At 53.8% G+C, this 23855-nt stretch carries 18 protein-coding genes and 12 tRNA genes; 13 read left to right on the plus strand and 17 right to left on the minus strand.

Annotated features, from left to right (window positions below):
• Positions 1–202: 202 nt before the first annotated feature.
• The 6 genes from UNDKW_RS21465 (at position 203) to UNDKW_RS21490 (ending at position 6498) form a co-directional block, all read left to right on the plus strand.
• Entirely contained in the window at positions 203–472 is a 270-nt protein-coding gene (locus tag UNDKW_RS21465) for a hypothetical protein (protein ID WP_162060383.1), read from the plus strand.
• Between the two features lie 77 nt (positions 473–549).
• Complete coding sequence (locus UNDKW_RS21470; protein ID WP_162060384.1) at positions 550–1392, plus strand: DUF692 domain-containing protein; 843 nt, start codon at positions 550–552, stop codon at positions 1390–1392.
• 24 nt (positions 1393–1416) lie between these two features.
• Positions 1417–2187, plus strand: coding sequence for a DNA-binding domain-containing protein (locus UNDKW_RS21475; protein ID WP_162060385.1), 771 nt, complete (start codon positions 1417–1419; stop codon positions 2185–2187).
• A gap of 584 nt (positions 2188–2771) precedes the next feature.
• A complete protein-coding gene (locus UNDKW_RS21480; RefSeq protein ID WP_162060386.1) occupies positions 2772–4457 on the plus strand; it encodes a hypothetical protein in 1686 nt (561 codons plus the stop codon).
• Positions 4458–4770: 313 nt separating this feature from the next.
• Entirely contained in the window at positions 4771–5721 is a 951-nt protein-coding gene (locus tag UNDKW_RS21485; protein WP_162060387.1) for a hypothetical protein, read from the plus strand.
• A 366-nt stretch (positions 5722–6087) separates the two neighbouring features.
• Positions 6088–6498, plus strand: coding sequence for an NUDIX hydrolase (locus UNDKW_RS21490; RefSeq protein WP_232063077.1), 411 nt, complete (start codon positions 6088–6090; stop codon positions 6496–6498).
• A gap of 237 nt (positions 6499–6735) precedes the next feature.
• Here the strand turns inward: UNDKW_RS21490 and UNDKW_RS21495 are convergent, their stop codons facing one another.
• The 16 genes from UNDKW_RS21495 to UNDKW_RS21570 all read right to left on the minus strand — a co-directional run bounded on the left by UNDKW_RS21495 (position 6736) and on the right by UNDKW_RS21570 (position 13865).
• A complete protein-coding gene (locus tag UNDKW_RS21495; RefSeq protein ID WP_162060389.1) occupies positions 6736–7152 on the minus strand; it encodes a hypothetical protein in 417 nt (138 codons plus the stop codon).
• Between the two features lie 528 nt (positions 7153–7680).
• Entirely contained in the window at positions 7681–9804 is a 2124-nt protein-coding gene (locus UNDKW_RS21500) for an NHL repeat-containing protein (protein ID WP_162060390.1), read from the minus strand.
• Positions 9805–10020: 216 nt separating this feature from the next.
• A tRNA-OTHER gene (locus tag UNDKW_RS21505) sits at positions 10021–10105 on the minus strand.
• 129 nt (positions 10106–10234) lie between these two features.
• A tRNA-Leu gene (locus tag UNDKW_RS21510) sits at positions 10235–10317 on the minus strand.
• A gap of 441 nt (positions 10318–10758) precedes the next feature.
• Positions 10759–11799 carry an IS110 family transposase gene (locus UNDKW_RS21515; protein WP_162060391.1) on the minus strand — a complete coding sequence of 347 codons (1041 nt, stop codon included), beginning with the start codon at positions 11797–11799 and terminating at the stop codon, positions 10759–10761.
• Positions 11800–11911: 112 nt separating this feature from the next.
• A tRNA-Pro gene (locus tag UNDKW_RS21520) sits at positions 11912–11988 on the minus strand.
• Positions 11989–12254: 266 nt separating this feature from the next.
• A tRNA-Leu gene (locus UNDKW_RS21525) sits at positions 12255–12339 on the minus strand.
• Positions 12340–12386: 47 nt separating this feature from the next.
• Positions 12387–12473: transfer RNA gene (locus UNDKW_RS21530), tRNA-Ser, on the minus strand.
• A 14-nt stretch (positions 12474–12487) separates the two neighbouring features.
• Positions 12488–12572 (minus strand) — tRNA-Leu (locus tag UNDKW_RS21535).
• Positions 12573–12596: 24 nt separating this feature from the next.
• Positions 12597–12671 (minus strand) — tRNA-His (locus UNDKW_RS21540).
• Positions 12672–12811: 140 nt separating this feature from the next.
• Positions 12812–12888 (minus strand) — tRNA-Pro (locus UNDKW_RS21545).
• Between the two features lie 23 nt (positions 12889–12911).
• A tRNA-Gln gene (locus tag UNDKW_RS21550) sits at positions 12912–12987 on the minus strand.
• Positions 12988–12994: 7 nt separating this feature from the next.
• Positions 12995–13079: transfer RNA gene (locus UNDKW_RS21555), tRNA-Leu, on the minus strand.
• Positions 13080–13102: 23 nt separating this feature from the next.
• Positions 13103–13177: transfer RNA gene (locus tag UNDKW_RS21560), tRNA-His, on the minus strand.
• Between the two features lie 141 nt (positions 13178–13318).
• Positions 13319–13395: transfer RNA gene (locus tag UNDKW_RS21565), tRNA-Pro, on the minus strand.
• 161 nt (positions 13396–13556) lie between these two features.
• Positions 13557–13865 carry a hypothetical protein gene (locus UNDKW_RS21570; RefSeq protein WP_162060392.1) on the minus strand — a complete coding sequence of 103 codons (309 nt, stop codon included), beginning with the start codon at positions 13863–13865 and terminating at the stop codon, positions 13557–13559.
• A 407-nt stretch (positions 13866–14272) separates the two neighbouring features.
• Here UNDKW_RS21570 and UNDKW_RS21575 point away from each other — a divergent pair, with 407 nt between their 5' ends.
• Positions 14273–15871 carry an FAD-binding protein gene (locus tag UNDKW_RS21575; RefSeq protein ID WP_162060393.1) on the plus strand — a complete coding sequence of 533 codons (1599 nt, stop codon included), beginning with the start codon at positions 14273–14275 and terminating at the stop codon, positions 15869–15871.
• Positions 15872–16130: 259 nt separating this feature from the next.
• On the opposite strand, the gene UNDKW_RS21580 is transcribed toward UNDKW_RS21575, so the two are convergent.
• Positions 16131–17093: a LysR family transcriptional regulator gene (locus UNDKW_RS21580; RefSeq protein WP_162060394.1), complete on the minus strand. Its 963-nt coding sequence runs from the start codon at positions 17091–17093 to the stop codon at positions 16131–16133.
• Between the two features lie 175 nt (positions 17094–17268).
• On the opposite strand from UNDKW_RS21580, the gene UNDKW_RS21585 reads away from it, so the two are divergent.
• From UNDKW_RS21585 to UNDKW_RS21610, 6 genes are all read left to right on the plus strand, one after another.
• The gene (locus tag UNDKW_RS21585; RefSeq protein ID WP_162060395.1) at positions 17269–18135 is read left to right on the plus strand and encodes an oxidoreductase; all 867 of its coding nucleotides are present in this window, start codon (positions 17269–17271) and stop codon (positions 18133–18135) included.
• A 1057-nt stretch (positions 18136–19192) separates the two neighbouring features.
• The gene (gene zigA, locus UNDKW_RS21590; RefSeq protein WP_162060396.1) at positions 19193–20455 is read left to right on the plus strand and encodes a zinc metallochaperone GTPase ZigA; all 1263 of its coding nucleotides are present in this window, start codon (positions 19193–19195) and stop codon (positions 20453–20455) included.
• Positions 20452–20967 carry a DUF2796 domain-containing protein gene (locus UNDKW_RS21595; protein ID WP_162060397.1) on the plus strand — a complete coding sequence of 172 codons (516 nt, stop codon included), beginning with the start codon at positions 20452–20454 and terminating at the stop codon, positions 20965–20967. Before zigA ends, UNDKW_RS21595 begins: the two co-directional genes overlap by 4 nt.
• Positions 20967–21686 (plus strand): ABC transporter ATP-binding protein, encoded by a 720-nt coding sequence (locus tag UNDKW_RS21600; RefSeq protein WP_162060398.1) that lies wholly within the window; start codon positions 20967–20969, stop codon positions 21684–21686. The genes UNDKW_RS21595 and UNDKW_RS21600 overlap by 1 nt, the downstream gene beginning before the upstream one ends.
• Complete coding sequence (locus tag UNDKW_RS21605) at positions 21686–22984, plus strand: ABC transporter permease (RefSeq protein WP_162060399.1); 1299 nt, start codon at positions 21686–21688, stop codon at positions 22982–22984. The genes UNDKW_RS21600 and UNDKW_RS21605 overlap by 1 nt, the downstream gene beginning before the upstream one ends.
• 139 nt (positions 22985–23123) lie before the next feature.
• Positions 23124–23825 carry a DUF3299 domain-containing protein gene (locus tag UNDKW_RS21610; protein ID WP_232063078.1) on the plus strand — a complete coding sequence of 234 codons (702 nt, stop codon included), beginning with the start codon at positions 23124–23126 and terminating at the stop codon, positions 23823–23825.
• The last annotated feature ends 30 nt before the right edge of the window (positions 23826–23855 follow it).

A 23855-nucleotide genomic window follows, 5' to 3' on the forward strand; every position in this document is an offset into this window, starting at 1 on the left:
GCAATGCGCCCAAATCGTCAGTTCCCGGAGGGTTTACCTCATAGCGCGTGCTGGACAGCGTTGGACTCGTTATCAATAGGCAAAGCTATTGACTGCCTCGTCCGCCTTGCCAGCCCACGCTATGAGGCAAACGCATCTCACCCTATTTATGAAATGAGTTCTAATTACCTTCACTTATTTTATATTTTACGGAGAACACATCATGAAAAAATCTATCCAAACTGGCGCCCTGATCGCTGCTGCTGCCGCTACTCTGGCTTTGTCTGGTTTTGCTGTTGCTGCTACAAGCACCATCAGCGCCGGTGACAAGGTACATTGTGCTGGCATCAATAGCTGCAAAGGTACTAGCGACTGCAAAACAGCAGAAAACGCATGCAAAGGCCAAAATTCTTGCAAAGGCCATGGTTTTGTAGCAACTGCTGCTGGTCAATGCCTGGCCAAAGGCGGCAAGATCATTGATCTGGATAAATAATCCAGCTTAATCGATGAAATGCGCTGGCCGACTCTCAGGCTGGCGCATTTTCTGTTTTCACTCCATATATCTTCATCATGACAAATCCCCTCACCTCTTCCAGCTTTGGCCTGGGTTTGCGTACCGACCATTATCTGTCCATACTGGCCGATAAACCGGCAGTCGATTGGTTCGAGATTTTGTCTGAAAACTATATGGTGCCCGGTGGTAAGCCGCTGGCGATGCTCGATGCCATACGCGCTGATTACCCTGTCGTCATGCATGGCGTATCGATGTCCATCGGTACACCCGAAGGCCCGTCGGATGACTACCTGCGTGACTTGAAGAAGTTGATGGACAGAGTTGAACCGATGTGGGTATCTGACCATATCTGCTGGACGGGTGTGCATGGCAAGAATATGCATGACCTGTTCCCGCTACCGTATAACGAAGAAACCATCAAGCTCGTGGTCAACAATGTGCGTTGCGTGCAGGATGTGCTGGGGCGCAGGCTGGTGCTGGAGAATGTATCCAGCTATCTGCAATACAGCAGCGACAGCATGCCTGAGTGGGAATTTGTCGCGGCCATTGCAGAACAGGCTGACAGCATGATTTTGCTGGACGTGAATAATATCTATGTCAGCAGTATCAACCATGGCTTTGATGCGATGGACTATCTGCGCGGCATACCGCTGAACCGCGTGCAGCAAATCCACCTCGCAGGCCATAGCGACCACGGCACGCATATCGTTGATACCCATGACCAACCGATTGCCGACCCGGTGTGGGACTTGTATGCGCAGGCAATACGCCGCTTTGGTGCGGTGCCGAGCATGATAGAGCGCGATGACAATATCCCGCCGCTGGCCGAACTGGTGGCAGAGTTGGAGCAAGCTCGCCGTATTTGCGCTGACATACTTTCACCAGCTATCGCGGCATGAAGCTGACAAAAAAACGTGACGATGATGAATACCACGCAAACCCTGCAAACGGATTTCCAGCAATTTATTTTAGGCCAGCGTGATGCGCTCAGCATGCACAAGCACCTGGCCGAGACACCAGGCCTGGGGCGTGATGCCAGGCTGGATATTTATTACCAGGCTTACCGCCTGCGCCTGCGCGATGCCTTATCCGAGGCTTACGGCAAGACCCATGCTTATCTTGGTGATGATTTGTTTTCCCAGGCGTGCGCGACCTACATAGACGCCCACCCTTCGTCGTACCGCAATCTGCGCTGGTTTGGTGATGCATTTGCAGAGCAGTTGCGCACGCAGTTTGTCGAACACCCGCAAGTCGCCGAACTGGCACAGTTTGAATGGGCGCTGGGCCTGGCCTTTGATGCGCCTGATCACGCCATCCTGAGCCTGCCTGATCTGGCAAGCGTGCAAGACTGGGAAACCGTGGCTTTGCGCACCAGCGGCTCTTTGCAATTCATCCCCATGCAGTGGAACAGCGTGGCGATCTGGCTGGCCCTGAATGAAGACAGCGCCCCGCCCGATCCGGTATCAACACAGCAGGCAACGACCTGGATAGTCTGGCGCAAGCAGTTGCAGGCGCATTTCAGGTCCTTGAGCGCAGCAGAAGCGCAGGCGCTGGCGCAACTGGGTGCAGGCAGGCGCTTTGCCGATGTCTGTGAACAGGCGGCAGAAAATAATCCAGAGATCGCCGGTGAGATAGGCGGCTGGTTGCAGACCTGGGTGGTGGATGAAATGCTGGTGGAGGCGGTGGAGGCGTAACAGAATTGTTGCCATAGCCGTCATTTAAAAAAAACGATAGCAATCCAGTAGGGTGCGCCGTGCGCACCGCTGCATAGCCGTACATTAATATTGCCAGGACCATCAAACGGTGCGCACGGCGCACCCTACTTCTGACATCAGGCCGCCGCTCCCGCAAATCATCATCGCCGTATATGATGCTCTCTGAAGACCACTCACCACAGAGGCACAGAGACACAGAGAAAACCCAAAGAGATTGCTGAAAGATTTGTACAGGATACGGCCTGAGATCGGGTGGCACATACATGCCATATTCACGCGATGTGTCGTATGAACCTATGGTCCCGTTCACATAAATCTCCAACGCCGTGCATGACGCCCATATGCGGCGCATTGCAATGCGCCCTGCCATGATCTTCTTGCACGCATCGCCGTCAACCTGCCCCTACATCCCCCGCAGAAGCAAAGCCTGCAAGCAATATTCCCACAGAGAAATTTTGTCGTTTTGCAAAGCAGTGAAACAATTTGACACAATTCACGCGGCAATGTTCTAATCCATGCTTCGCTACGGCGACATCCCAGCCTAACTGCCTCACAGATCACCCATGACATTTGACCCGCCGAACCGGAACACCTCTGCTACTCCCTTCCCTGAGATCAATGTCAATGCAGGCACATTGAGTCTTGAAGAATGGGATGAGCCAGTCGCCAAAAAAGCAGCGCCTGCTGCTTCTACTTCTGCTCCTGCTTCTGCTGCTGCGCCACCGCCGCAATCGCAATCACCAACGCCGCCTAGCCAGCAAGAGCTGACGGGGCATGATATTTCTTACCTCAACCCCAAAGAATTTCGCAATGCCCATCTGGGGCTGGAGTTTTATGCGCCGGGTAGCTGGAGAGAGGTCAAGAACAGCCGCTCGCTGCATTTGCTGGACGCGGCCACAGGCACCAAACTCGAAGCAAATGGTTTTGCGCGCGAAGGCATCTCCATAGAAAAATGGGTGGGCATGCGCCTGCACATTGTCGATAAAGAGATGCCGCACTTCAAGCAGGTCGCCAAGCCCACTGTCATCAAGGGAGAGAACTGGGGCAGCCGCGTCCAGGGCATCGTGGCCGAATACAAGGGCATACAGCCTGGCGACACTGAAGAAAGCCATCTGCTGATCTGTTGCATGCGCACCGACAGCATGCTGGTTTCTATCGCCATTACGGCCAAGGCTTCGGTGTTTACCATCAAGCGGCCGGTATATAACTGGATTTTTAGTCGCAGCGATATGGTGATGCCCGTGGCTGCGGGCGCTGCCGCAGCAAAAAGCAGCGCGGCGGCCAGTGCAGGCAGCCGCAATGAGGGTGAGCGCAGCAATACCCTGGCAGACAGCGTATCGTCTGTGCAATACGCGTGCGCCGATGGCCATGACGTGGGCCGCCTTGCCATAGGCCAGCGCCTGTTGATATTGGGTATCTTGTTCTACTTTGTCCTGGCTGCCTGGGCAAAGAGTATGGACTTCTCCAGCCGCGTAGAAATACTGGGCTTATGCTGTCTGGGCCTGATGACCATCTTCTCCAGCCTGCTCGGTTTTTTCCGTTTGGCTGGTGGTTTTGGCTGGTCGGCTGTCAAGACGCTTTTCATGTTCATCCTGTCTTTTATACCGCTGGTGAATATCATCCTGATGGTGTCCTATAACATGAAGGCCACTGCGCGTATCAAGGAAGATGGTTACAGGGTCGGCTTTCTCGGTGCGCGTGAAGCGATACCGGATGATAACCATGACTTGCGCAATATCTTCCTGGTCAGCCTCGCCCTGACGGCATGTCTGTTTGCGGTGTCAGGCAAAATCATCAAGCCACCAAAAGAAGAGCCCGTCGCCGAGTTTTCACCGCCTGACAACCGCTATTCCATCAGCATGCCGGGCACGCCAATTGAACAAGAGGCGCCAGCGGCCGAAGGTGTGTTCAATAATCATACCTATTCCGTGACCTCTGGCAAGATACAGTATGCGATCACGTCTTTTGACCTCGCCGTCAGGCCCGCCGACCCCACCTATTTCCTGGATACGATCAAGGCAGGCATGGTAGGCCAGGGCAAGGGCAAGATCAGCGTCATCAACGAAAACAGCATACAGGTAGAGGGCAATGCCGGACGCAGCGTCACCCTGTCTGCCCCTGGCGCGGTGAAGAAGGTGGATTTCTTCCTCGTCGGAAAAACCGTATACATCATCGAAGCGGGCGCACCAAAGGAGATGGCCAATTCACCCAAGATTGCAGCGTTTTTTGAGTCTTTCCATACGAATTGAGTATCGCTGGCGCATTCCATCAACTGGGATGCGCCATATAGTCAAGGCTTAACATCGATAGCCATGTCGCGTCATTGAGTAGGGTGCGCCGTGCGCACCGGTGCATCGTCATAGGATTATCTTGCGGTAGTTGATACTGCTGTAGTTGATATTACTCTCGCCAGAGATCGGTGCGCACGGCGCACCCTGCGCCTCACCTCATACTGATCCTGCATCCTTCCAAAACTGATATCGCAGTAGCTCAGGCGATGTGCGTCCGGTAAAATACGCCCGGACATTCCCATCCTGACCAGGTCTTACCAGCAGATTACCCATGCCCACGACAGAAAAAGTCAGCATCAACCATCCACTTATCAGCATCGCCTTTTTCGCCAATTTGCTGCTGGTGCTGTATTGCGTCATCCGCTTCCTGGCGTATTTGTTCCGCCCCAACTATGCAAGCGCAGACATGTTGTCCATCATGATGTTCATGATACCGGTAGGCGTTTCTCTCAGGGCTTGCTCAGAGGGCAGCAGCAGACTCAGGCGCCTGCTTGCGGTGCTGCTGAATTTGCTGTTTTTGCTGATGGCAGTGAAAAGCATGTTCCCGGCCAAAAAAGTGCTTGAACCAATCAGCCTGTGGATCAGTATACCCTTTGCCCTGGGGTTTTTAATCAATGCCCTGGTATTGTGGAAAAAGGATGTGGTGCAGATCCGTACCGTCAATGACGAAGTTGAAGACGGTGAAGATGGTGAAGCTGGCAACAGCAGCGAGCAGGAAAGCCGCGAACACCACTGGACCATGACACGAGTCGTCTTGCCACGCCTGTTGCAGGGTGAGGGTGCCGCCAGTTTTGTTGCCAGCCTCAAGCAGGATGGCACTGCTATCGTCACCCGCATCTGGGTTAATTTTGGCAAAAGCAATATCAGCGACGCCAACAAGATCGTACCCTGCCGCGGTATCGCCGTGTTTACGGACAAAACCCCATCCGGCAAAGAGCTGATCACGATACAGATGCCCAGGGCCATCGCCAGAGGAGAAGCCCACTTCATGGCCATCGCCCCAGGCGACCAGGATTCTGGCTACCAGACCTTCAGCCTTGAATACAGCACCATGCCGCGCGGCGGCAAAGCCTTCACCATGCTGACTGGCATACAGGACGGCTGCCGCAGCAATTACGGCCTGGGGCCAGTGCCGGACAAGGATGCGTTTGTGAAAGCTGTCACTGCCCTGCTGGAAAAACCAGAACCACCCATGACGGCGATGAAAATGCCGTCGCTCTGAGCAATACAGGATGTAGGTACGATTAGCGCAAGCGTAATCGTACGCATGTCAGCGTTTGCCAGTCGTTAAGATTTCAATTTTTATGCATTGCTTTTCCGGGGAACAATATCTCATCGAGAAGGTATTCCATTCCGCGCAGTCTTTGAAAGACCGTAATTTCTCAGACATATCATGCGTACGATTACGCGCTGCTAATCGTACCTACGCGGACTACAAACCAAGGCTACTATGCGCAAGCAAATCAGAGATGAAGTTATTTCTATCACTCCCATCGACGCCATCGAGCGTGATGATATTTCTCGTTGCCTTGCATGGATAGACTCCGGAACTGATTTGTGCCGCGTAGCAAAGCCAGCCACGCCGCCCATGCATCTTGTATCCTATGTTGTCGTTGTAGATAACGGGCATGTCCTGCTGGTCGATCACAGGAATGCGCAGTTGTGGCTTCCACCAGGTGGCCATGTTGAGCCAGGAGAACACCCGCGTGTCACAGTCGATCGTGAATTGGAAGAGGAACTCGGCTTTGTCGCATCACATCCCATAGAGCCACCTCTATTCGTGACCATCACGACGACTGTTGGGCTCACGGCCGGACATACCGATGTTTCGCTATGGTACGTAGTACGCGCCAGCCGTCACCACAGCTTCAAATTTGACGAAGCTGAGTTTAGGGATGCACGCTGGTTTCCGTTTGACGAAGTTCCAATTGAGCGCACTGACCCGCATATGAAACGCTTCCTTACCAAGCTGGAAAATAACAAGCTCTTAGCGTCATGACGCAGGTTCAATTAGTGACGTAGGTACAATTAGCGCAAGCGTAATCGTACGCATGTCAGCGTTTGCCAGTCGTTAAGATTAAAAATTTTATGCATTGCTTTCCCGGGGAACGACATCTCATTGAGAAGGTAATTCATTCTGTTCAATCTTTGAAAAACCGTAATTTCGCAGACATATCATGCGTACGATTACGCGCTGCTAATCGTACCTAGGTGGGTTATATGCAATAGCCTGGTATCACCTGCAATCAGCCGGTTCCAGCATCACTTTCCAGGTTTCGCTGGAGAGGTCATTGAGTGAATGTGGTTGCGTTTTAAAGTTGTATTCGACCCTGGCCTTGGCTTTGTAAAACGGCTGCATATTCCCCTTGCAATAGGATGCGACCATCTCTTTTTTGAATTTCTCTTTCTGGCTGTCAGTCGCTTCAAACTTGAATGCTTCTGTGGCATACATGCGGGCCACGCGGTCAACGTACTCTGCCTTGTCGATACGGATACCGTTCTCCAGTGTCATCGGCAATTTTTGCTGCACCTTGTCAAATTGAGCTTTAATCTCTACATCATCGGATGCTGCCTTGATGTCGCCCTTGTTCATCGTATAGACAACCTTGGCCACAACGCCAAGTACCAGAAGCATGGATAAAAAACGAAACATGGTGCAAACCTTCCCGGGTTAAAGTGCCTGCGCATGCCTCTATCATGGCGCGCGGGCTTTTTGTTTTATGTGAATACAAACCTGCACGCATGGCCTTGCAGGTGCACATGCGTAGATGGACGTATCAGTTTTATGGTTTTTAATACGAGTATGAGAATGACGACAGGGAGCAAAATTACTGGCAAGCAATCGCAAACCCATCGCGCAAAACAGCGCGCATTTTATCAATGATTGTTGGGCAGAGGGAGACAATGTCCGGGCCTGGGGGCGTTTTTTGCTGCGCTTGACAGATTAGTCAAGCGCAGCAATTCCGGGCGATGCAAGCCCGTCATCATATAAAGCAAGTTCAGATGCCAGGTGCAACAGGGTAGGTGTTCATTGTCGAAATGCGCCGTATGAAATTGCCATCTGCTCAAATGAATCATTGTCGCCGTGCACGACGCTCACATGCGGCGCATTACAATGCGCCCTACAGTCTGGCTGATGCTACCCGTGTGAGTAACATCAGCCACGAACATTTAACAACACTCAAAAATTACGCGCCACCACCACGCCTTGGTAAGTGGTGATGTACAAGGCATCATTGCTGAACACCACAGACTGCGGTTTTGACAATACGCCTGGCAAGGGGCCGGTGGTAAAACCTTCCTGCCCTGCGACGCCGACGATAGTGCTGACCACGCCTGCCGGGGTGATTTTGCGTACGGTATGGTTGTCGGTATCAGCCACATACAAATTGCCTTTGGTGTCGATAGTCATGCCTTGCGGGCGGTTGAAGCGGGCGGCGGTGCCTGTGCCATCGGCACTGCCAGGCTGAAATTCGGCACCGGCAAAAATACTGCTGATGCCTGCGCTGGAAATCTTGAAGATCACATGGCTGCCGCCGTCTGCCACATACAGATTGCCACTGCTGTCCATCGCCATGCCATTGGATATATAAGGTGTTCCACGTCCCTCACCAAAGGGCTTGAAGCTGGCTGACTGCGTCAGCGGGATGCTGGCATAGGTGCTGACCTGGCCAGCAGCCGTGACTTTGCGTATGGCCTGGTTGACCATGTCAGCCACCAGCATGTCGCCATTACCCATGTTGACGATACCATTGGGAGATTTGAACCTGGCTTCGCTGCCCTTGCCATCGACCAGACCAAACTTCCACTCCACACCCGCCACTGGCGTGATGACACCGGCCGGGTTGATCTGGCGGATGGTGCCTACGGTATCGGCGACATACACATTGCCATTGACATCTGTCGCCAGGCCACCGATCTGGTCAAAATTGGCAGACACGCCAGCTATGGTGCTGACCACACCTGCTGCTGTGACCTTGCGCACGATGTGTTTGCCAGACATAAAATCATTGAGGTAAAGATTGCCGTTGATGTCTGCGGCCAGGTTACCTGGCGCATAAAACCCGGCAGCGGCACCTACGCCATCGAGGGCATACCTGACGTTGATGGCACCCGCCAGCGTCGTGACCACACCGGCTGCATTGATTTTACGTACGTTGAAATTGCCTGCATCTGCGACATACAGGTTACCCGCGTTGTCACCAACGATGGCCACAGGCTGGGCAAATCTGGCGGCCACGCCAGTGCCATCGTCTATCCCCACTTGCCCGCTGCTACCGGCCAGGGTGCTGACCATGCCTGCCTGTGTGATCTTGCGGATGACGCTGTTGAAAGTGTCAGCCACAAAGATATTGCCAGCCGTATCGACAGCCACTGCACGCGGCGTATTGAAACGGGATACAGCGACTGTGCCATCGACGCTGCCGGTCTCACCGGCCCGGCCAGCGACGGTAGTGACTGCGCCTGCGGGTGTCATCTTGCGTATGCTGTAATTGTAGCTGTCTGCAATATAGACATTGCCAGCAGTATCGGTCGCCAGGCCAGAGGGCCAGAAAAACCGGGCATTGCTACCCTGACCATCATCTGCCGCACTGACCCCGCGCTTGCCCGCGATAGTCGTGACCATGCCTGCTGGAGTGAGCTTGCGTATGGTGTGCTCATCCGCGATATACAGGTTGCCTGCGCTGTCTATGGTCATGCCTGAGAGCGTGGAAAAGCTGGCAGCACTGCCCTGCCCGTCTGCCATAGCACCAGAACACACACTGCCAGCCAGCGTCGATGAGACGGCAGCAGGTGTCAGTTTGCGCACCACGCAGGCATAAGGGTCGAGCACATAGATATTGCCGGCAGCATCACTTGCCATGTGCTGTGCCTTAAAGAACTTGACACTGCTGCCGCTACCTTCTGCATAACCAAATTCGCCTCCGGCAAAGCTCGTGACCACGCCTGCTGGCGTAATCTTGCGCACGCGCTTGTCGTCACCGACATAGAGATTGCCGCTGGTATCGAGCGTGATGCCATTGAGGCCACTGAAGCGCGCGTTTGTCCCCGTGCCATCAACAATGCCAGGACCACCGACATTACCGGCAAGCAGGGCAATACTGCCTGTGCCAGCTGTGGTGCCAGTGTTGGTGCCTGTCGTATTACCTGCGCTGCCGCCGGTCGTACCCGGAGAGGTGGCAGCAGGAGCCGCACTGCCACCACCGCCACAGGCCGTGAGTATGGCTGCGGTGATGAGACAGCTCAGGGAGGCGCGAAAAGGAATGCCAGAAAGAGAATGACTAAAAGCTTTGAATGTAATCATGAGCAGATACGGGAGGGTAAACAAGCAAGCAGACTGGCCGGTCCATGCATGGGTTTAAGCTGAACCATGTCCGGGTGCACCAAGCGCTGAGGCAGCGGCACAAGAATGCCAAATTGCAAACATATTACCACATTTGAATATCTTTATCGCAAGCAACTATATTGGCGGTAGCATTTCACGAACGCGACTGTCTTCATCTACCACCAAGAAAATATCTGAAAACGGTGAGATTCGAACTCACGGCCCCCGACAGCGATTGCTGTATTTAGACAGGTGCATTCAACCGCTCTGCCACGTTTTCAAAATTCTTATTGCCATACACTCGGTACGCGCAAATTTTATCTCTGCCCAATCTCGTCCTGCTTGGCAGCGAACGTGGCTGGATGACAGATCAAGTCTGACATGACGGCAGTAATATTGACGACTATCCTGGTGCGCGTGGTGGGACTCGAACCCACATGCCAGAGGCGCTGGTGTTTAAGACCAGCGTGTATACCATTCCACCACACGCGCAAAAACTGGGTTGTATTTTCTGGCAGGGTGCGCCGTGCGCACCAGTGCACGCGTATCGTTGATCAACGATGGTGCGCACGGCGCATACATGGACGCCCCCCATTTGCAAGAGCATTTTCAAATTAAACCTGACATAGTCGATTGCAGCCATACATTCGGTCTTTATTGCAGCCGCTTGATGACTGCTGACGCATGATGAAATACGCTGATGGTCGCTCAATCACCCTATCGTGCTGATCGCACAGTGCGCCGAACGAGCTATTGACCATCCCGGTCTGACCTGTCCTGTCTTCATTTGAGTTTGCCCAAACAATCGGTGGTGTGCTCCGTTTCTTTGTCTTTGCTGCTATTTTTCCTGCTACTGCATGACGTTTTTACTTCACCTGGCTTCCTGCCTCGCCCCTGCTTTGTGGTTGCTACTGTTCTTTCAAACCGTGCTGATCATGTGCAGACGTCGTTGGTCTGCGCATGATCAGCACGGAATACTTCTCCGCTCTGCAGCATCGCCCAGATCCTCCTGGCATTCTTGGCTGCCAGAGCGCACACGGCGATGTTGTGTCCCCGCCTTTTGGCCAGTTTTACGACCCAGTCTTCGGCATAGGCCGGTTTGTTGATCCTGGCCTGCAAGACGGACCTGGCCCCATGGACGAGGAGTTTGCGTACATAACCATTGCCTCGCTTGCTGAGCCCCAGCAGAACTTGTTTGCCACCACTGCTGTGTTCCCTCGGTATCAGCCCCAGGGCATTGGCAAACTTGCGTCCTTCTGTAAAGTTCTCTGCCCGTCCAAAGCTGCCGATGATGGCGGTGGCGGTGAGGACGCCTACGCCGGGGATGGTTTCTATCAGTTTGCAGGCGGGATTGCTTTGCAGTACTTGTTTGATCTGTTTCTCTACTTGACCAATTCTTTCTTCTAACTCACTGAGATACTGCAGTAACTCATCGACCAGGCCGTTGAGTATGCCGAGCATGCCGCGGCTTTGCTCTTGCCAGAGGGCGACTTCACGGCGCAGGTGGCGCAGGCCGGGAGTGAGTATCTGACCAAACTCAGCGAGCAGGCCCCGTATCTGGTTGGCGGTCGCAGTACGGTGTTTGACCCAGGCTTCTCTTACTCTGTGCAGGGCTTGTATCTGTTGTTCTTCACGGCTGCGTATCGTCACTCTCTGGATACTTTCTCTTACTGCTGCTTCTGCGATACCTGCGGCATCTCTGGCATCGGTCTTGTTTCCTTGTACAAAGCCTTTGACGTACTGGGGTGCCATCAGTTTGACATCATGCCCAAGTGACTGGATCTGCCGCGCCCATTCGTGAGCTCCTCCGCAGGCTTCCATCCCTACCAGGCACGGTGGCTGTGATGCAAAGAATCCCATGACTTCGCTACGCTTGAGTTTCTTCGACAGCAGCTTCTTGCCTCGGGCATTGGCACCATGAACTTGAAAAATACTCTTTGCCAAATCCAGCCCAATTACGGTAATCTTTTCCATGACGCTTCCCTTCTGTTAAGTAGTTTGTCGAAACTCTACTTTGGCACATCACGATGCCGTTTGGGAGGGGGCGTCCATTTCATTACCCTACAAAATCATGCGAGACTCAAACTGGTCGGAGTGCGAGGATTTGAACCCCGGACCTTCTGCTCCCAAAGCAGTTGCGCTACCGGACTGCGCTACACTCCGAAAAAACTTTTCACTACTGAATACTGGAAGGGGATCAAGGATTCGAACCTAGTGGACTGTGAAAGTGAAAGCGAAAGTGAAGGACATGTGCCCGGCGAATCAGGGCAAGGCGCAAAACACAGCGATAGCGGGGCTATCGCGAGTATTTGCAACGCAGCCATGATCGTCGCGCACATGGCAGGCACTTCGCTTTTCACTTTCACAGTTCACTAATATGCCGGACTCAAATTCCGGTGCCTGGCCTCTTGGCAAATCCCCTGTAAAACTGGTGCGCGCGGAGGGACTTGAACCCTCAATCCTTTCGGCACTGGTTTCTAAGACCAGCATGTATCCCAATTCCACCACACGCGCATACAACTCTCTCGCTCACCGACATGCATGCCGATGCGCTTACTCACTGGCGGAAACGGTGAGACTCGAACTCACGGGACCTTTCAGCCCTACTGTCTTCCAGACAGCTGCAATGGCCGCTCTGCCACGTTTCCAAATTTCTAAATACTGGTGCGCATGGAGGGACTCGAACCCTCAAACCTTGCGGTGCTGGTTTTTGAAACCAGCGTGTATTCCAATTCCACCACATGCGCATTTATTCATTCTTCAACCTGCTTTGGGGTGACCACCCGGAGTCGAACCGGGATAAGCGGAATCACAATCCGCGACTTTCACCGTTAAGCTATGGCCACCCCAAAGCAGGCTGATCTTTTCTTTCATTGCTGAACCTTTGCTTGTTCTCGTAGGGTGCGCCGTGCGCACCAGCACACCCGTTTCGTTGATCAACGATGGTGCGCACAGCGCACCCTACAAAATCATGCAAGACTTAAACTGGTCGGAGTGCGAGGATTTGAACCCCGGACCTTCTGCTCCCAAAGCAGTTGCGCTACCAGACTGCGCCACACTCCGAAGAAAATTTCACTACTTAATACTGGAAGGGGATCAAGGATTCGAACCTTGGAGTGTCGGGTTCAAAACCCGATGCCGTCACCGCTTGGCTAATCCCCTGTAAAACTGGTGCGCACGGAGGGACTTGAACTCTCAATCCTTTCGGCACTGACTTCTGAGGCCAGCGTGTATTCCAATTCCACCACATGCGCTTCATTCATTCTTCAACCTGCTTTGGGGTGACCACCAGGAATCGAACCGGGATAAGCGGATTCACAATCCACGACTTTCACCATTAAGTTATGGCCACCCCAAAGCAGGCTGATTATTTCCTTTCATCGCTGAACCTTTGCATGGACTCGTAGGGTGCGCCGTGCGCACCATCACGCACGTTTCGTTGATCAACAACGGTGCGCACGGCGCACCCTACAAAATCATGCAATACTCAAACTGGTCGGAGTGCGAGGATTTGAACCTCGGACCTTCTGCTCCCAGGGCAGTAGCGCTACCAGGCTGCGCCACACTCCGATTTGACTGTTAAGGCCTGTTGCAATCTGCAATCAGGCTAAAAATTCTGCACTCCGCAGGGCTTTCGCAAAATTGTCCCAGCAAGGCGTCAGCGACGACGACAGTACTTTAGTACGGCTAGGAGCTGCAACGCAGCTGGGGCGGTTTTGCGTAAGCCCTGCCTAAAAACTAAAAAGCCCGGTGCGTTGATCGCATCCGGGCTGGTCGCTACAGGTGGCCTGACCATTAACTGGTGAGGCTTGCCTGTGGGGTTTCCCCCGGATGTTGAGCTGCACGCATGCGCCCAGATGATGCAAGGGCAAGGCGAAGAGCGGGCTGGGCAATGTTGGCAGTGCTGGCTGCAACTGCAGGTCAGTGGCTAAATGGGATGGGAGCGATGCTGCATCCAGCAGCGCTGCGCCAGCCTGTGCCATGCCCTGCGCGATGAGGCGCAGGTTCTGGTGCAGTTGTTGGAGTAGCGTTGCGTTCACAATAGGTCCTGTTCTTTAAAAATTGATGTTGGTATTCAAGCGGGTGTTGCTGTATTCGATGGATGTATCTTGCCATAGCTTTTAAAATAAAACAAGCATGGCATGACGAATTTATTCAAGTATTTGATATATTTTTGCAACAGGTGGGTATTTCAGCAGGAAATTAAGCTGAGAATATGTGCATGTCCACACTATGACAAAGGCTTATTTTATTGAAATTTATGCTAGAGTAAATTACATCGAAATATTTTTTTGCTGCTTGAAATTTGATGTAACTGGACAGAATTTTTAGCATCACACATGCGCTTGACTTACAGATGCCAATCGCAAATGTGAAGTTTTAGTCCCCTCTCCTTCAAGGGGAAGGAGCAAAAACATCCCCCTTGCATCCCCTACCGGAGTAATCCATGCCACAAACCAGCACAGACAACACCAAGCCCTCCTCGCCACTCTGGCTGAACTGGAGCCAGAACCTGTTTTACCAGGGCGATAATTATTACTACACGCCACGCACGCGCGCAGAATTACAAGCTATCGTCAGCACAGCCGCTGCACAAGACAAACAACTGCGTGTTTCCGGCCAGCGCCATTCACAAACCCCGCTGGTGGCCAGCAGCGAGACGCCTGCGAGTGGCGTCGTTATCCTTGATCTGTCCTGCTATGCAGACCTGGGCCGCGAAGGTGACCAGCGCATGCAAATCAGCAGCGATGGCAAAAGCGTTACCGTGAACACTGGCGTGCGTGAAGATGAACTCGATGCCTTTCTGACGCAAAACAAGCTCATGCTGGAAACCGTGACGGCTGGCGGTTTTTTTAGCCTCGGTGGCATGACGGCGGTAGATGTGCATGGTGCGACCGTGCAGGCACCTATCTTTGCCGAGACCGTCACCGCCTTTGCCATCATGGGGCCCAGCGGCATCGTCAATACCATCGACGCCAGCACACCCAAGGTGGGTGCATGGTCACCACTGCAATTTGCCCGCGTGTCACTGGGCAGCCTGGGTATTGTGACTGCCGTTACCATCAGCGTCTTGCCACGCCCGTTTGCGAATTGTCTGGCTGCGGGGATCAGTGATTTTGTGTGGGAGAATGCCGCCAATTTTGGTGCTGGCCTGTCTGCCCTGCTGGCCTCCAAATCCAGGGTAGAAACCTTCTTCAACCCCTATGCACTGACAGGCACCAGCAACTTCACTGCAGCATGGTGGAATGTAGAAAGCGGCTCGGGTGTAGCCCCCGTGGCAGAACCCACGACAGATGCCTGCCAGCTCGCACAAAAAAATGAATTCGGAGCACCCTATCTGCCTTATGCGGAAAAAATCGCCGAGGACGCCGCCATCTATGCACAAAGCTTTGATGCGCCCATCGTCGGCACCGCAGCGGCAGCGATGATCACATCGACCGCGATATCTGTCATCAAGGGTGAAGTCAAAAAAGCAGCGCAAAAGAATTCCGACCTTTGGCTGAATGAGGCCGCCAGGGTCATTTTCATGTCTTACTTTATCGAGTTGCCTGACCTGGGTGCAGAAAGTTTATCTACGGTCTGGGGAGCCTTGAAATCAGTCAGCGACAAGGTCAACAAGAGCAGCAACTTTCACATCGCTGCGCCTATGGAGTTTCGCTTCATCAAAGGTGGCAATACTGCCATGGCAGGTACCTACACCAGCAATGCCGACGCCTATTTCGTCAACCTTGACCTGATCGCCTTTGTCGCCGTGCATGAAGATAATAGCGGTCTCGACTACCCGACCAAGCTGTTGAATTTTTTTGCGGAGGTAGAAAGCGAATGGGTCGCCCTCGGTGGCTGGCCTCACAATGGCAAGATGTATGGTTTCTATGATCCCACCACGGGGCCAGGTACCGGCACACAGCCCTTCAACCCGGCATTTCTGAAGCAGTTACGCAGCCGCCGTACAGAGCGCGTGCAGGCCTTTGATGATTACCGCCAGAGTTGTGACCCTACCGGGATGTTTGTGAATGCCTATGTGGCGAGACTGGTGGGGGAGTGAGCTTGCAGGTTCACATGCTGCATGTGAATACACAGCCACTCACCGCAGAAAGGCACAGAGAAAGATATTTATCGCTTGCCCTCCCTCAGCGCACAAGGATAAATGTAGCCGTAACGGGAGATGCATTGGAACGCGCCGCATATGAACGTCGTGCACGGCGCAGATTATTTGCCCGTGTGTTGTGAGACCATGCGGCGCATTGCAATGCGCACTATGTCAAGGCGATGACGGGAAATGGGGTACGCATGCGCGATCAGATTCAATGCTTTTCGCTGGTTTTCTTCTTTTTGACAGCGGTGGCAAGTTTGTGATCAGCACCATCCGGCGCACGAATAAAATCAACAAATGCACGCAGGGGTGCAGGCAGGTGTCGCCGCCCTGAATAATATAAAAACGGCCCCGAAAAACTCAACCACCAATCCTGCAATATGGGCTGCAACTGTCCTGATGCGATGTAGGGAGCAAGCCATTCTTCAAACAGATAAATGACACCATGGCCAGCCACTGCAGCATTGACTGCCAGATCCATCACGGTGGGTGTCACGATCAGGGGACCGCTGGGGTCAAGGCTTAGTTTTTGCCCATCGCGCTCAAACTCCCACGGAAAAATAGCACCGCTGAGAAATTTTCCGCGCAGGCAGGCATGTTGCAACAAATCACGCGGGTGCTCAGGTATGCCCCGCCTGGCGAGATAGGCAGGTGCAGCGGCGACAGCAAAACGTTGCGTCAGCGGGCCGATGGGGACGGCGATCATGTCTTGTTCCAGCCGTTCGCCATAACGTATGCCAGCATCACACCCGCTTGCCACGACATCGACAAAATTATTGTCAATGACGATGTCGAGCAGGATATCCGGGTATTTGCGCATGAATTGATCGACGATGGGCTGCAAGAAAAAAAGCGCCGCACTGACTGGCACATTGAGTCGCAAGGTACCACGCGGGCTGTCGCGCAGATCGTTGAGTACATCCAGTGCACTGGCTACATCGTTGAGTGCGGGTTGCAGGCGGCTAAGCAATAGCGCACCGGCCTCGGTTGGCGTGACGCTACGGGTGGTGCGCAATAGTAGCCGTATGCCAAGCTGGCTTTCCAGCCGCCGTACAGCCTCGCTCAGTGCCGAAGCGGATTGCCCGCTGGCACGCGCAGCCTGGCGGAAGCCGCGATGCTGCACGACCAGCGCAAAGGTGGACAGGTCAGCCAGGGAATGCAAGTCTGTGGTCATGGTTGGAATGCTCCATTGTGCGGAATATCGTACAAGCCGTGCGGAATTGCCCTGATTATCACACAGTACGACTCTCGCTATGATGTCTCCATGCCTTACCCCAATAAGCGACAAACGCGAAACAAGCGCAAAACAGGGGCCTGGCAAACCTGTCAACCATCACCCTGGAGTTTTTATGAGCACTTATTCCCCCTCCCGCGACCAGTTCACACCTAAGCATTGCGACATTGCATTCAATCGCATGGGCTACGGCGCCATGCAACTGGCAGGCCCGCATGTATGGGGCCCACCCAAAGACCGCGTTGCTGCCGTGGCAGTGTTGCGTGCAGCCATAGAGCTGGGCATCAACCATATCGATACCTCGGATTTTTATGGGCCGCATGTGACCAACCAGATCATTTGCGAAGCCCTGCATCCCTACCGCGATGAGCTGACCATCGTCACCAAAATAGGTTTCAAGCGTGGCGAAGATCAATCATGGCTGCCCGCCGCATCTGCCAAGGAATTGCGCGACGCCGTCCACGACAACCTGCGCAACCTGAAGCTGGATGTGCTTGACGTGGTCAACCTGCGTGCGCCTGGTGTGGCTGGCCCGGACGGCTCATCTCTCGCCGCAGCGCTGGATACCATGCTGCACCTGAAACAAGAAGGCCTGATCCGCCACATAGGGCTCAGCAACGTCGATATGCAGCAACTGACAGAAGCGCAGCAGATCACCGACATCGTCTGCGTACAAAACCAGTACAACCTGGCGCATCGCGGTGACGATGCCATGATAGATACACTGGCTGCACAGGGTATCGCCTATGTACCGTTTTTCCCGCTCGGCGGATTTACACCTTTGCAGTCGGACGTGTTGACGCAGGTGGCAGCAAGACTGCAAGCCCAGCCCATGCAAGTGGCACTGGCGTGGCTGCTGCAACGTGCACCTAATATTCTCGTCATCCCTGGTACATCATCGGTGGCACATCTGCATGACAACGTCGCAGCGGGTGCATTGCGACTTGATGAGGCGGCATTGGTGGCGTTGAATAGTATGTAAAAGCAAATGAGTAACCAGCTTCATCCAGTGCCTAATCAGACTGGCCGAAGCTGGCGATGATCGTTTGATGATGCAGATATCTTGACAAAAGGGATCATCGTTGCCGTAATGGGAAGTGCATTGTAATGCGTCGCATGTACGCGTGGGGCATGGCGCAGATATGTTGCCCAGGATAGTGTGAAGCCATGCGGCGCATTGCAATGCAACCTACGTCACGGCGCTGATAAAGAATTGGGTACGCGTCGCCCTCAGAAAACGTAGATACGATTAGCGCAGCGTAATCGTACGCATGATGTGTGCCCAAATAATCACAGCCCCAAGAAAATCTGAGCATCGCAAAAGACCTGCTTCAACAACATTACGGCCTTTGCTGAAAACACTACATTGAAGTCGTGATGACTTTCACTCTCATCAGTTAGCGGCGGTTGGCATGCGTACGATTACGCTGCGCTAATCGTACCTACACACGGCTCATTTACTTTTATCACTGCACGATAGATTGCGATGTAAACCTCATGCTTGAGTATCGTGCACGGCGTAGATATGTTGCCCGGGATGGTGTGAAGCCATGCGGCGCATTGCAATGCGCCTTACACCAAGGCTGGCAGAAATATCCCTGCAGTGCCGCCATCTTCCATCCGTCCATTCACTGACAACCACATCTATTGCAACACTGTTGCAAAAAAACTTGAATTACTTTATGATCCTGAAAAATGCAATTGTGTTGCAAATAGACTTGAGTAACAAACCATGTGCGTGCCTGATGCGTGGCGGATGCTGCCTGTTTGCTTGAGGTGTTGAGCTGCTGAGGTGCTGAGCTGCACGCACGTCTTTGCAGGCGTTGCTCAGAGCTGGAAAATTGAGAGATGCAAAGATAAGCACAGACTGATTTCAGTCTATTTTTTTTAAATCAATAATGCAACAAAGTTGCATTTAATAATAAAACGAGACCGGATACGCCGCACTTCTGTCGTTGAAAACTCTGGCCTGGTGCCATCCCTATCAAGACTCAGTCACACATCTGCCACCTACCGCAAACCCAGACACAGGACCCATCATGCCAAATCCCACGCTCTTGCCCGTCACCGTACTCTCCGGTTTTCTGGGTGCAGGTAAAACTACCCTGCTCAATCACATCCTCAACAACCGCGAAGGCAGGCGGGTGGCGGTGATTGTCAATGATATGTCTGAGGTGAATATCGATGCTGATCTGGTGCGGCAAGGTGGGGCCGAGTTATCGCGGGCGGATGAGAAACTCGTCGAGATGAGCAATGGCTGCATTTGCTGCACCTTGCGGGAAGACTTGCTGATAGAAATCCAGCGGCTCGCCAGTGAGCAGCGTTTTGATTATCTGCTCATAGAATCGACCGGCATATCCGAACCCATGCCGGTGGCCGAGACCTTTACCTTCAGGGATGAAGATGGTCGCAGCCTGTCTGACATTGCGCGGCTCGACACCATGGTCACGGTGGTGGATGCCTATAACTTCTTGCGCGACTATGCGTCTGGCGACAGCCTGAACCAGCGCGGCACTTCCATGGGGGAAGAAGATGAACGCACGGTGGTTGACCTGCTGGTCGAGCAGATAGAATTTTGCGATGTCATCGTCCTCAACAAGGCTGACATGGTCAGTGCTGCCGAGTTTGAGAGGCTGAGCCAGATCTTGCGGGCGTTAAACCCGCGTGCGGATATCGTGCCTTGCAGTTTTTCAAATGTGCCGCTGGAACGGATATTGAACACGGGCCGCTTCAATTTTGAACAGGCCTCTGCCGCACCAGGCTGGTTGAAAGAACTGCGTGGCGAGCATGTACCTGAGAGTGAAGAATATGGCATAAGCAGCTTTGCCTACCGCGCGCGCAGGCCGTTTCACCCTCAGCGTTTCTGGTCTTGCATACATCAGGGCTTTGCGGGTGTGGTGCGGTCAAAAGGTTATTTCTGGCTGGCGACGCGCATGGATATCGCTGGCGAATGGTCACAGGCGGGTGGCATTTGTCGGCATCATGAAGCAGGCTTGTGGTGGTCAGCCGTCAGCAAGGCGGAGTGGCCGCAGGATGCAGATTACCAGCAGCATATTTTAAGCAAATGCATAGAGCCATTCGGTGACCGCCGACAGGAGCTGGTGTTCATTGGCATGGATATGGATCAGGCGGTGATAGAAGCAACACTGGATGCCTGTCTGCTGACGAATGAAGAAATGGCGCAAGGGCCAGCAGACTGGGCCAGCTATGACGACCCTTTCCCATCGTGGATGGAGACGGACGATAGCGAAGATGACGAAGACGCCAACATGATCACACAGCATGTGGAGGCTTTAGCATGAACAAACTGATCCCCCTCACCCTGCTCGCTGCATTGCAGGCGATAGCAATCAATAGTAGCGCCCATGAAGCCCACGTACACGGCAGCGCGACTGTCTTGCTGGCGCAGGATGGCAACAGGCTGACGCTGGAATTTGACAGCCCGCTGGATAACCTGCTGGGCTTTGAACATGCGCCGCGCACGGACAAGCAAAAACAGGCAGCCAAGGCTTTGCTTGATCTCATGCAAAAGCCGGATACCTTATTGAAGCTCAATGCAGAAGCAGACTGCCAGTTAGCCACGGTGAAAGTAGTTGCGCCTGTACTGCAATCCACTGCGACAGCTAAGGATGAACATGCAAACCTGCATGCCGAATATGAATATGGCTGCACCAAAGTCGCCGCATTGAAGTCGCTGCAACTGAGTTTGTTTGATGCATTCCCGTCTATACACAAGGTCGATGCACAAATGGCTGGCGCACGTGGGCAGGCTGCCGCAACACTGACACCAAAACAACGTATGCTGGCATGGTGATGTCTGCAATAGAAAAAGACAGCAGCCCCGCGCTGAGCCTGAGCAACGTACAGTTTCACTGGCAGGCCGGACATGCAGCTTGTCTGGACATAGAAAGCTTCGCTATCAGCAAGGGTGAAAGCGTGTTCCTGTACGGCCCCAGCGGCAGTGGCAAGAGTACATTGCTGTCGCTGGCGGGTGGCATCATCACGCCGCAGCGCGGACAGGTCACGGTGCTGGGCAGTGACCTGGGTGCCTTGTCTGGTGCAGCGCGTGACCGCTTTCGCGTTGATCATGCGGGATTTATTTTCCAGCAGTTCAACCTCATCCCTTATCTGTCTATGCTGGAGAATGTCTTGCTGCCTTGCCGCTTGTCGGTGAGACGGCAGCAACGTGCCAGTGCAGCACATGGCAGCCCGCGCGAGGCAGCAGTGGCTTTGCTGGATACGCTGGGGCTGGATGCCAACCTGTATCAGCGCCATGTCACAGGACTGAGCATAGGCCAGCAACAGCGTGTGGCGGCGGCGCGTGCGCTGATAGGCCAGCCAGAAATCATCATCGCTGATGAACCCACATCGGCACTGGATGCGGACAGGCAAAAAGATTTTATCGCACTCATTTTGCAGCAATGCGCCAGCCATGGCAGCAGCCTGCTGTTTGTCAGCCATGACCACAGACTGGCCAGCCAGTTTAGCCGCGAGCTGGACTTGCAAAAAATTAACCGCGTGGAGCAGCACTGATGTTTTCGCAGTTATTTTCGCAGTTATTTTATTTCTTGCGACTGGCAGGCAAAAGCGCCTGGAACCGCCGCCTGACGCTGGGCCTGATGCTGTTTGTCATTAGCCTGTCGGTCTGCCTGTTGCTGGCGGTTGAGAGGCTGCGTAATGATGCGCGTGAAGGCTTTTCGCATGCCATCTCCGGCACTGACCTGGTCGTGGGTGCGCGTACCAGCCCGGTGCAACTGATGCTGTATGCGGTGTTTCGTATCGGTGCGGCGACCAATAATATTGCCTGGCAAAGTTACCAGGATTTGCTGCATGACCCAGCCGTGGCCTGGGCTGTGCCGCTGTCGCTGGGTGACTCGCATCGCGGCTTTGCAGTGGTGGGCACGACGCCAGATTACTTCAACCGCTTTCGCTATGGTGATGCGCAAGGCCTGCAACTGCGGGCGGGGCAGGCTTTTGCCGGGGATGCAGATCATCTGTTTGACGCCGTCATTGGGGCAGATGTGGCAGACAACCTCGGTTATCAGGTCGGCACAAAAATCACGCTCAGTCATGGTACTGGCGATGCTGCATTGGCTGAACATGCCGACAAACCTTTCAAGGTAGTGGGTGTGCTGGCACGCACCGGCACGCCAGTCGATAGTAGCGTGCATATCAGCCTGCAAGCCATGCAGGCTATCCATCTTGACTGGCAAGGCGGCGCACCCGTGCCGGGCTTTTCCATTGCCGCCGAGCATGCGCGCAAGTTTGATTTGCAACCCAAAGAAATCACTGCCGTGCTGGTGGGCCTGCACAAGCGCAGCATGGTGTTTCGCTTGCAAAGGCAGATTAATACCAAGAGTGGCGATGCCTTGCTGGCCGTACTGCCAGGCGTGGCGCTGGATCAGTTGTGGCAAGTCATCAGCATCATTGAACGGGTCTTGCTGGCGATGTCGTCGCTGCTGGTGCTGCTGGGCAGTGCAGGTTTGCTGGCGGTGATGCTGGCCAGCCTTAATGAGCGCAGGCGTGAGCTGGCGATTTTGCGTTCTGCCGGTGCCGGGCCTGGTCATTTGTTTTTGATGTTGATGGCTGAGAGCCTGGGCCTGACCATTGCCGGGGCCATCAGCGGCCTGCTCTTGCTTGATGTACTGACGCTGGCGGGCAAGGACTGGGTACAGATGCATTACGGCATCCTCATCAAACCCGGCATTCTCAATGCAACAGAAATCCCGCTGCTAGGTATGGTGGTACTGATGGGCATGCTGACCAGCCTGGTACCGGCATGGCTGGCTTACCGTAATTCGCTGGCGGATGGTTTGACACCGCGCCTGTAGAAAGTAGGACTTACGCAAAACCGCCCCAGCTGCGTTGCAGCTCCTAGCCGGACTAAAGTACTGTCTTCGTCGCTGTCGCCTTGCTGGGACAATTTTGCGTAAGTCCTAAATAAGTAAATAAATGAGTGAAAGCATATCAATGAAAACCAGACATCAATCCCGCTTTGCTTACCAGTTTTGGCTGGGTAGCGCCTGCTGTATTTTATTCATGCTGACTGCCTGGCTGTTGATGACGGCCAAAGCGGCGGAGCCCAGCGGGCAATACAAGGTCGGGGACAGGCTGCCGCAAAACAAGGCTGCCGCAGTATCAGCATCAACGTCGGCATCAGCAACACCAGCATCAGCGCCCGCCAGCAAACCCGCAGCCACGCCTGTCGCCAGCGACAGCTACAAGGAAATCCGCTGGGAAGCCCTGATCCCAAAAAACTGGGACCCGAGCAAGGACTTCAAGAACCTGGACATGAATTTTCTCAACGATGGCGACCCACGCGCCATGGCCGCCCTGCAAACCATGCGCGAAGCCTGGGACAAGGCACCAGTCGAAGCCAGCCTGAACGGCACGCGCATCAAGATACCCGGCTTCATCGTACCGCTGGATGGCGAACGCGGCAAGCTGCGCGAATTTTTGCTAGTCCCCTACTTCGGTGGCTGCATCCACACCCCGCCACCGCCTGCGAACCAGATCATCGATGTCGTGCTCGACAAGCCTGCGAAGATACAGATGATGGATGCGGTATGGGTCAGCGGTGTGCTGGAAACCATCCGTAGTGATACCTCCATGGGCAGTGCGGGGTATCGCTTGAAGGGGATGAAGGTGGAGGCTTATGTTTATGCGAAGTAGGGTTTACGAACCGGTGCAGGTTAGACCCGA

Source organism: Undibacterium sp. KW1, assembly GCF_009937955.1.
In the GTDB taxonomy this organism is placed as follows: domain Bacteria; phylum Pseudomonadota; class Gammaproteobacteria; order Burkholderiales; family Burkholderiaceae_D; genus Undibacterium.

Coding starts and splice junctions, on each gene's coding strand:
- UNDKW_RS21595 (WP_162060397.1), top strand. CDS start 20,452: ATGAACAAACTGATCCCCCTCACCCTGCTCGCTGCATTGCAGGCGATA.
- UNDKW_RS21610 (WP_232063078.1), top strand. CDS start 23,124: ATGAAAACCAGACATCAATCCCGCTTTGCTTACCAGTTTTGGCTGGGT.
- UNDKW_RS21580 (WP_162060394.1), bottom strand. CDS start 17,093: ATGACCACAGACTTGCATTCCCTGGCTGACCTGTCCACCTTTGCGCTG.
- UNDKW_RS21475 (WP_162060385.1), top strand. CDS start 1,417: ATGAATACCACGCAAACCCTGCAAACGGATTTCCAGCAATTTATTTTA.
- UNDKW_RS21515 (WP_162060391.1), bottom strand. CDS start 11,799: ATGGAAAAGATTACCGTAATTGGGCTGGATTTGGCAAAGAGTATTTTT.
- UNDKW_RS21500 (WP_162060390.1), bottom strand. CDS start 9,804: ATGATTACATTCAAAGCTTTTAGTCATTCTCTTTCTGGCATTCCTTTT.
- UNDKW_RS21575 (WP_162060393.1), top strand. CDS start 14,273: ATGCCACAAACCAGCACAGACAACACCAAGCCCTCCTCGCCACTCTGG.
- UNDKW_RS21490 (WP_232063077.1), top strand. CDS start 6,088: ATGCATCTTGTATCCTATGTTGTCGTTGTAGATAACGGGCATGTCCTG.
- UNDKW_RS21600 (WP_162060398.1), top strand. CDS start 20,967: ATGTCTGCAATAGAAAAAGACAGCAGCCCCGCGCTGAGCCTGAGCAAC.
- UNDKW_RS21485 (WP_162060387.1), top strand. CDS start 4,771: ATGCCCACGACAGAAAAAGTCAGCATCAACCATCCACTTATCAGCATC.
- UNDKW_RS21605 (WP_162060399.1), top strand. CDS start 21,686: ATGTTTTCGCAGTTATTTTCGCAGTTATTTTATTTCTTGCGACTGGCA.
- zigA (WP_162060396.1), top strand. CDS start 19,193: ATGCCAAATCCCACGCTCTTGCCCGTCACCGTACTCTCCGGTTTTCTG.
- UNDKW_RS21465 (WP_162060383.1), top strand. CDS start 203: ATGAAAAAATCTATCCAAACTGGCGCCCTGATCGCTGCTGCTGCCGCT.
- UNDKW_RS21480 (WP_162060386.1), top strand. CDS start 2,772: ATGACATTTGACCCGCCGAACCGGAACACCTCTGCTACTCCCTTCCCT.
- UNDKW_RS21495 (WP_162060389.1), bottom strand. CDS start 7,152: ATGTTTCGTTTTTTATCCATGCTTCTGGTACTTGGCGTTGTGGCCAAG.
- UNDKW_RS21470 (WP_162060384.1), top strand. CDS start 550: ATGACAAATCCCCTCACCTCTTCCAGCTTTGGCCTGGGTTTGCGTACC.
- UNDKW_RS21585 (WP_162060395.1), top strand. CDS start 17,269: ATGAGCACTTATTCCCCCTCCCGCGACCAGTTCACACCTAAGCATTGC.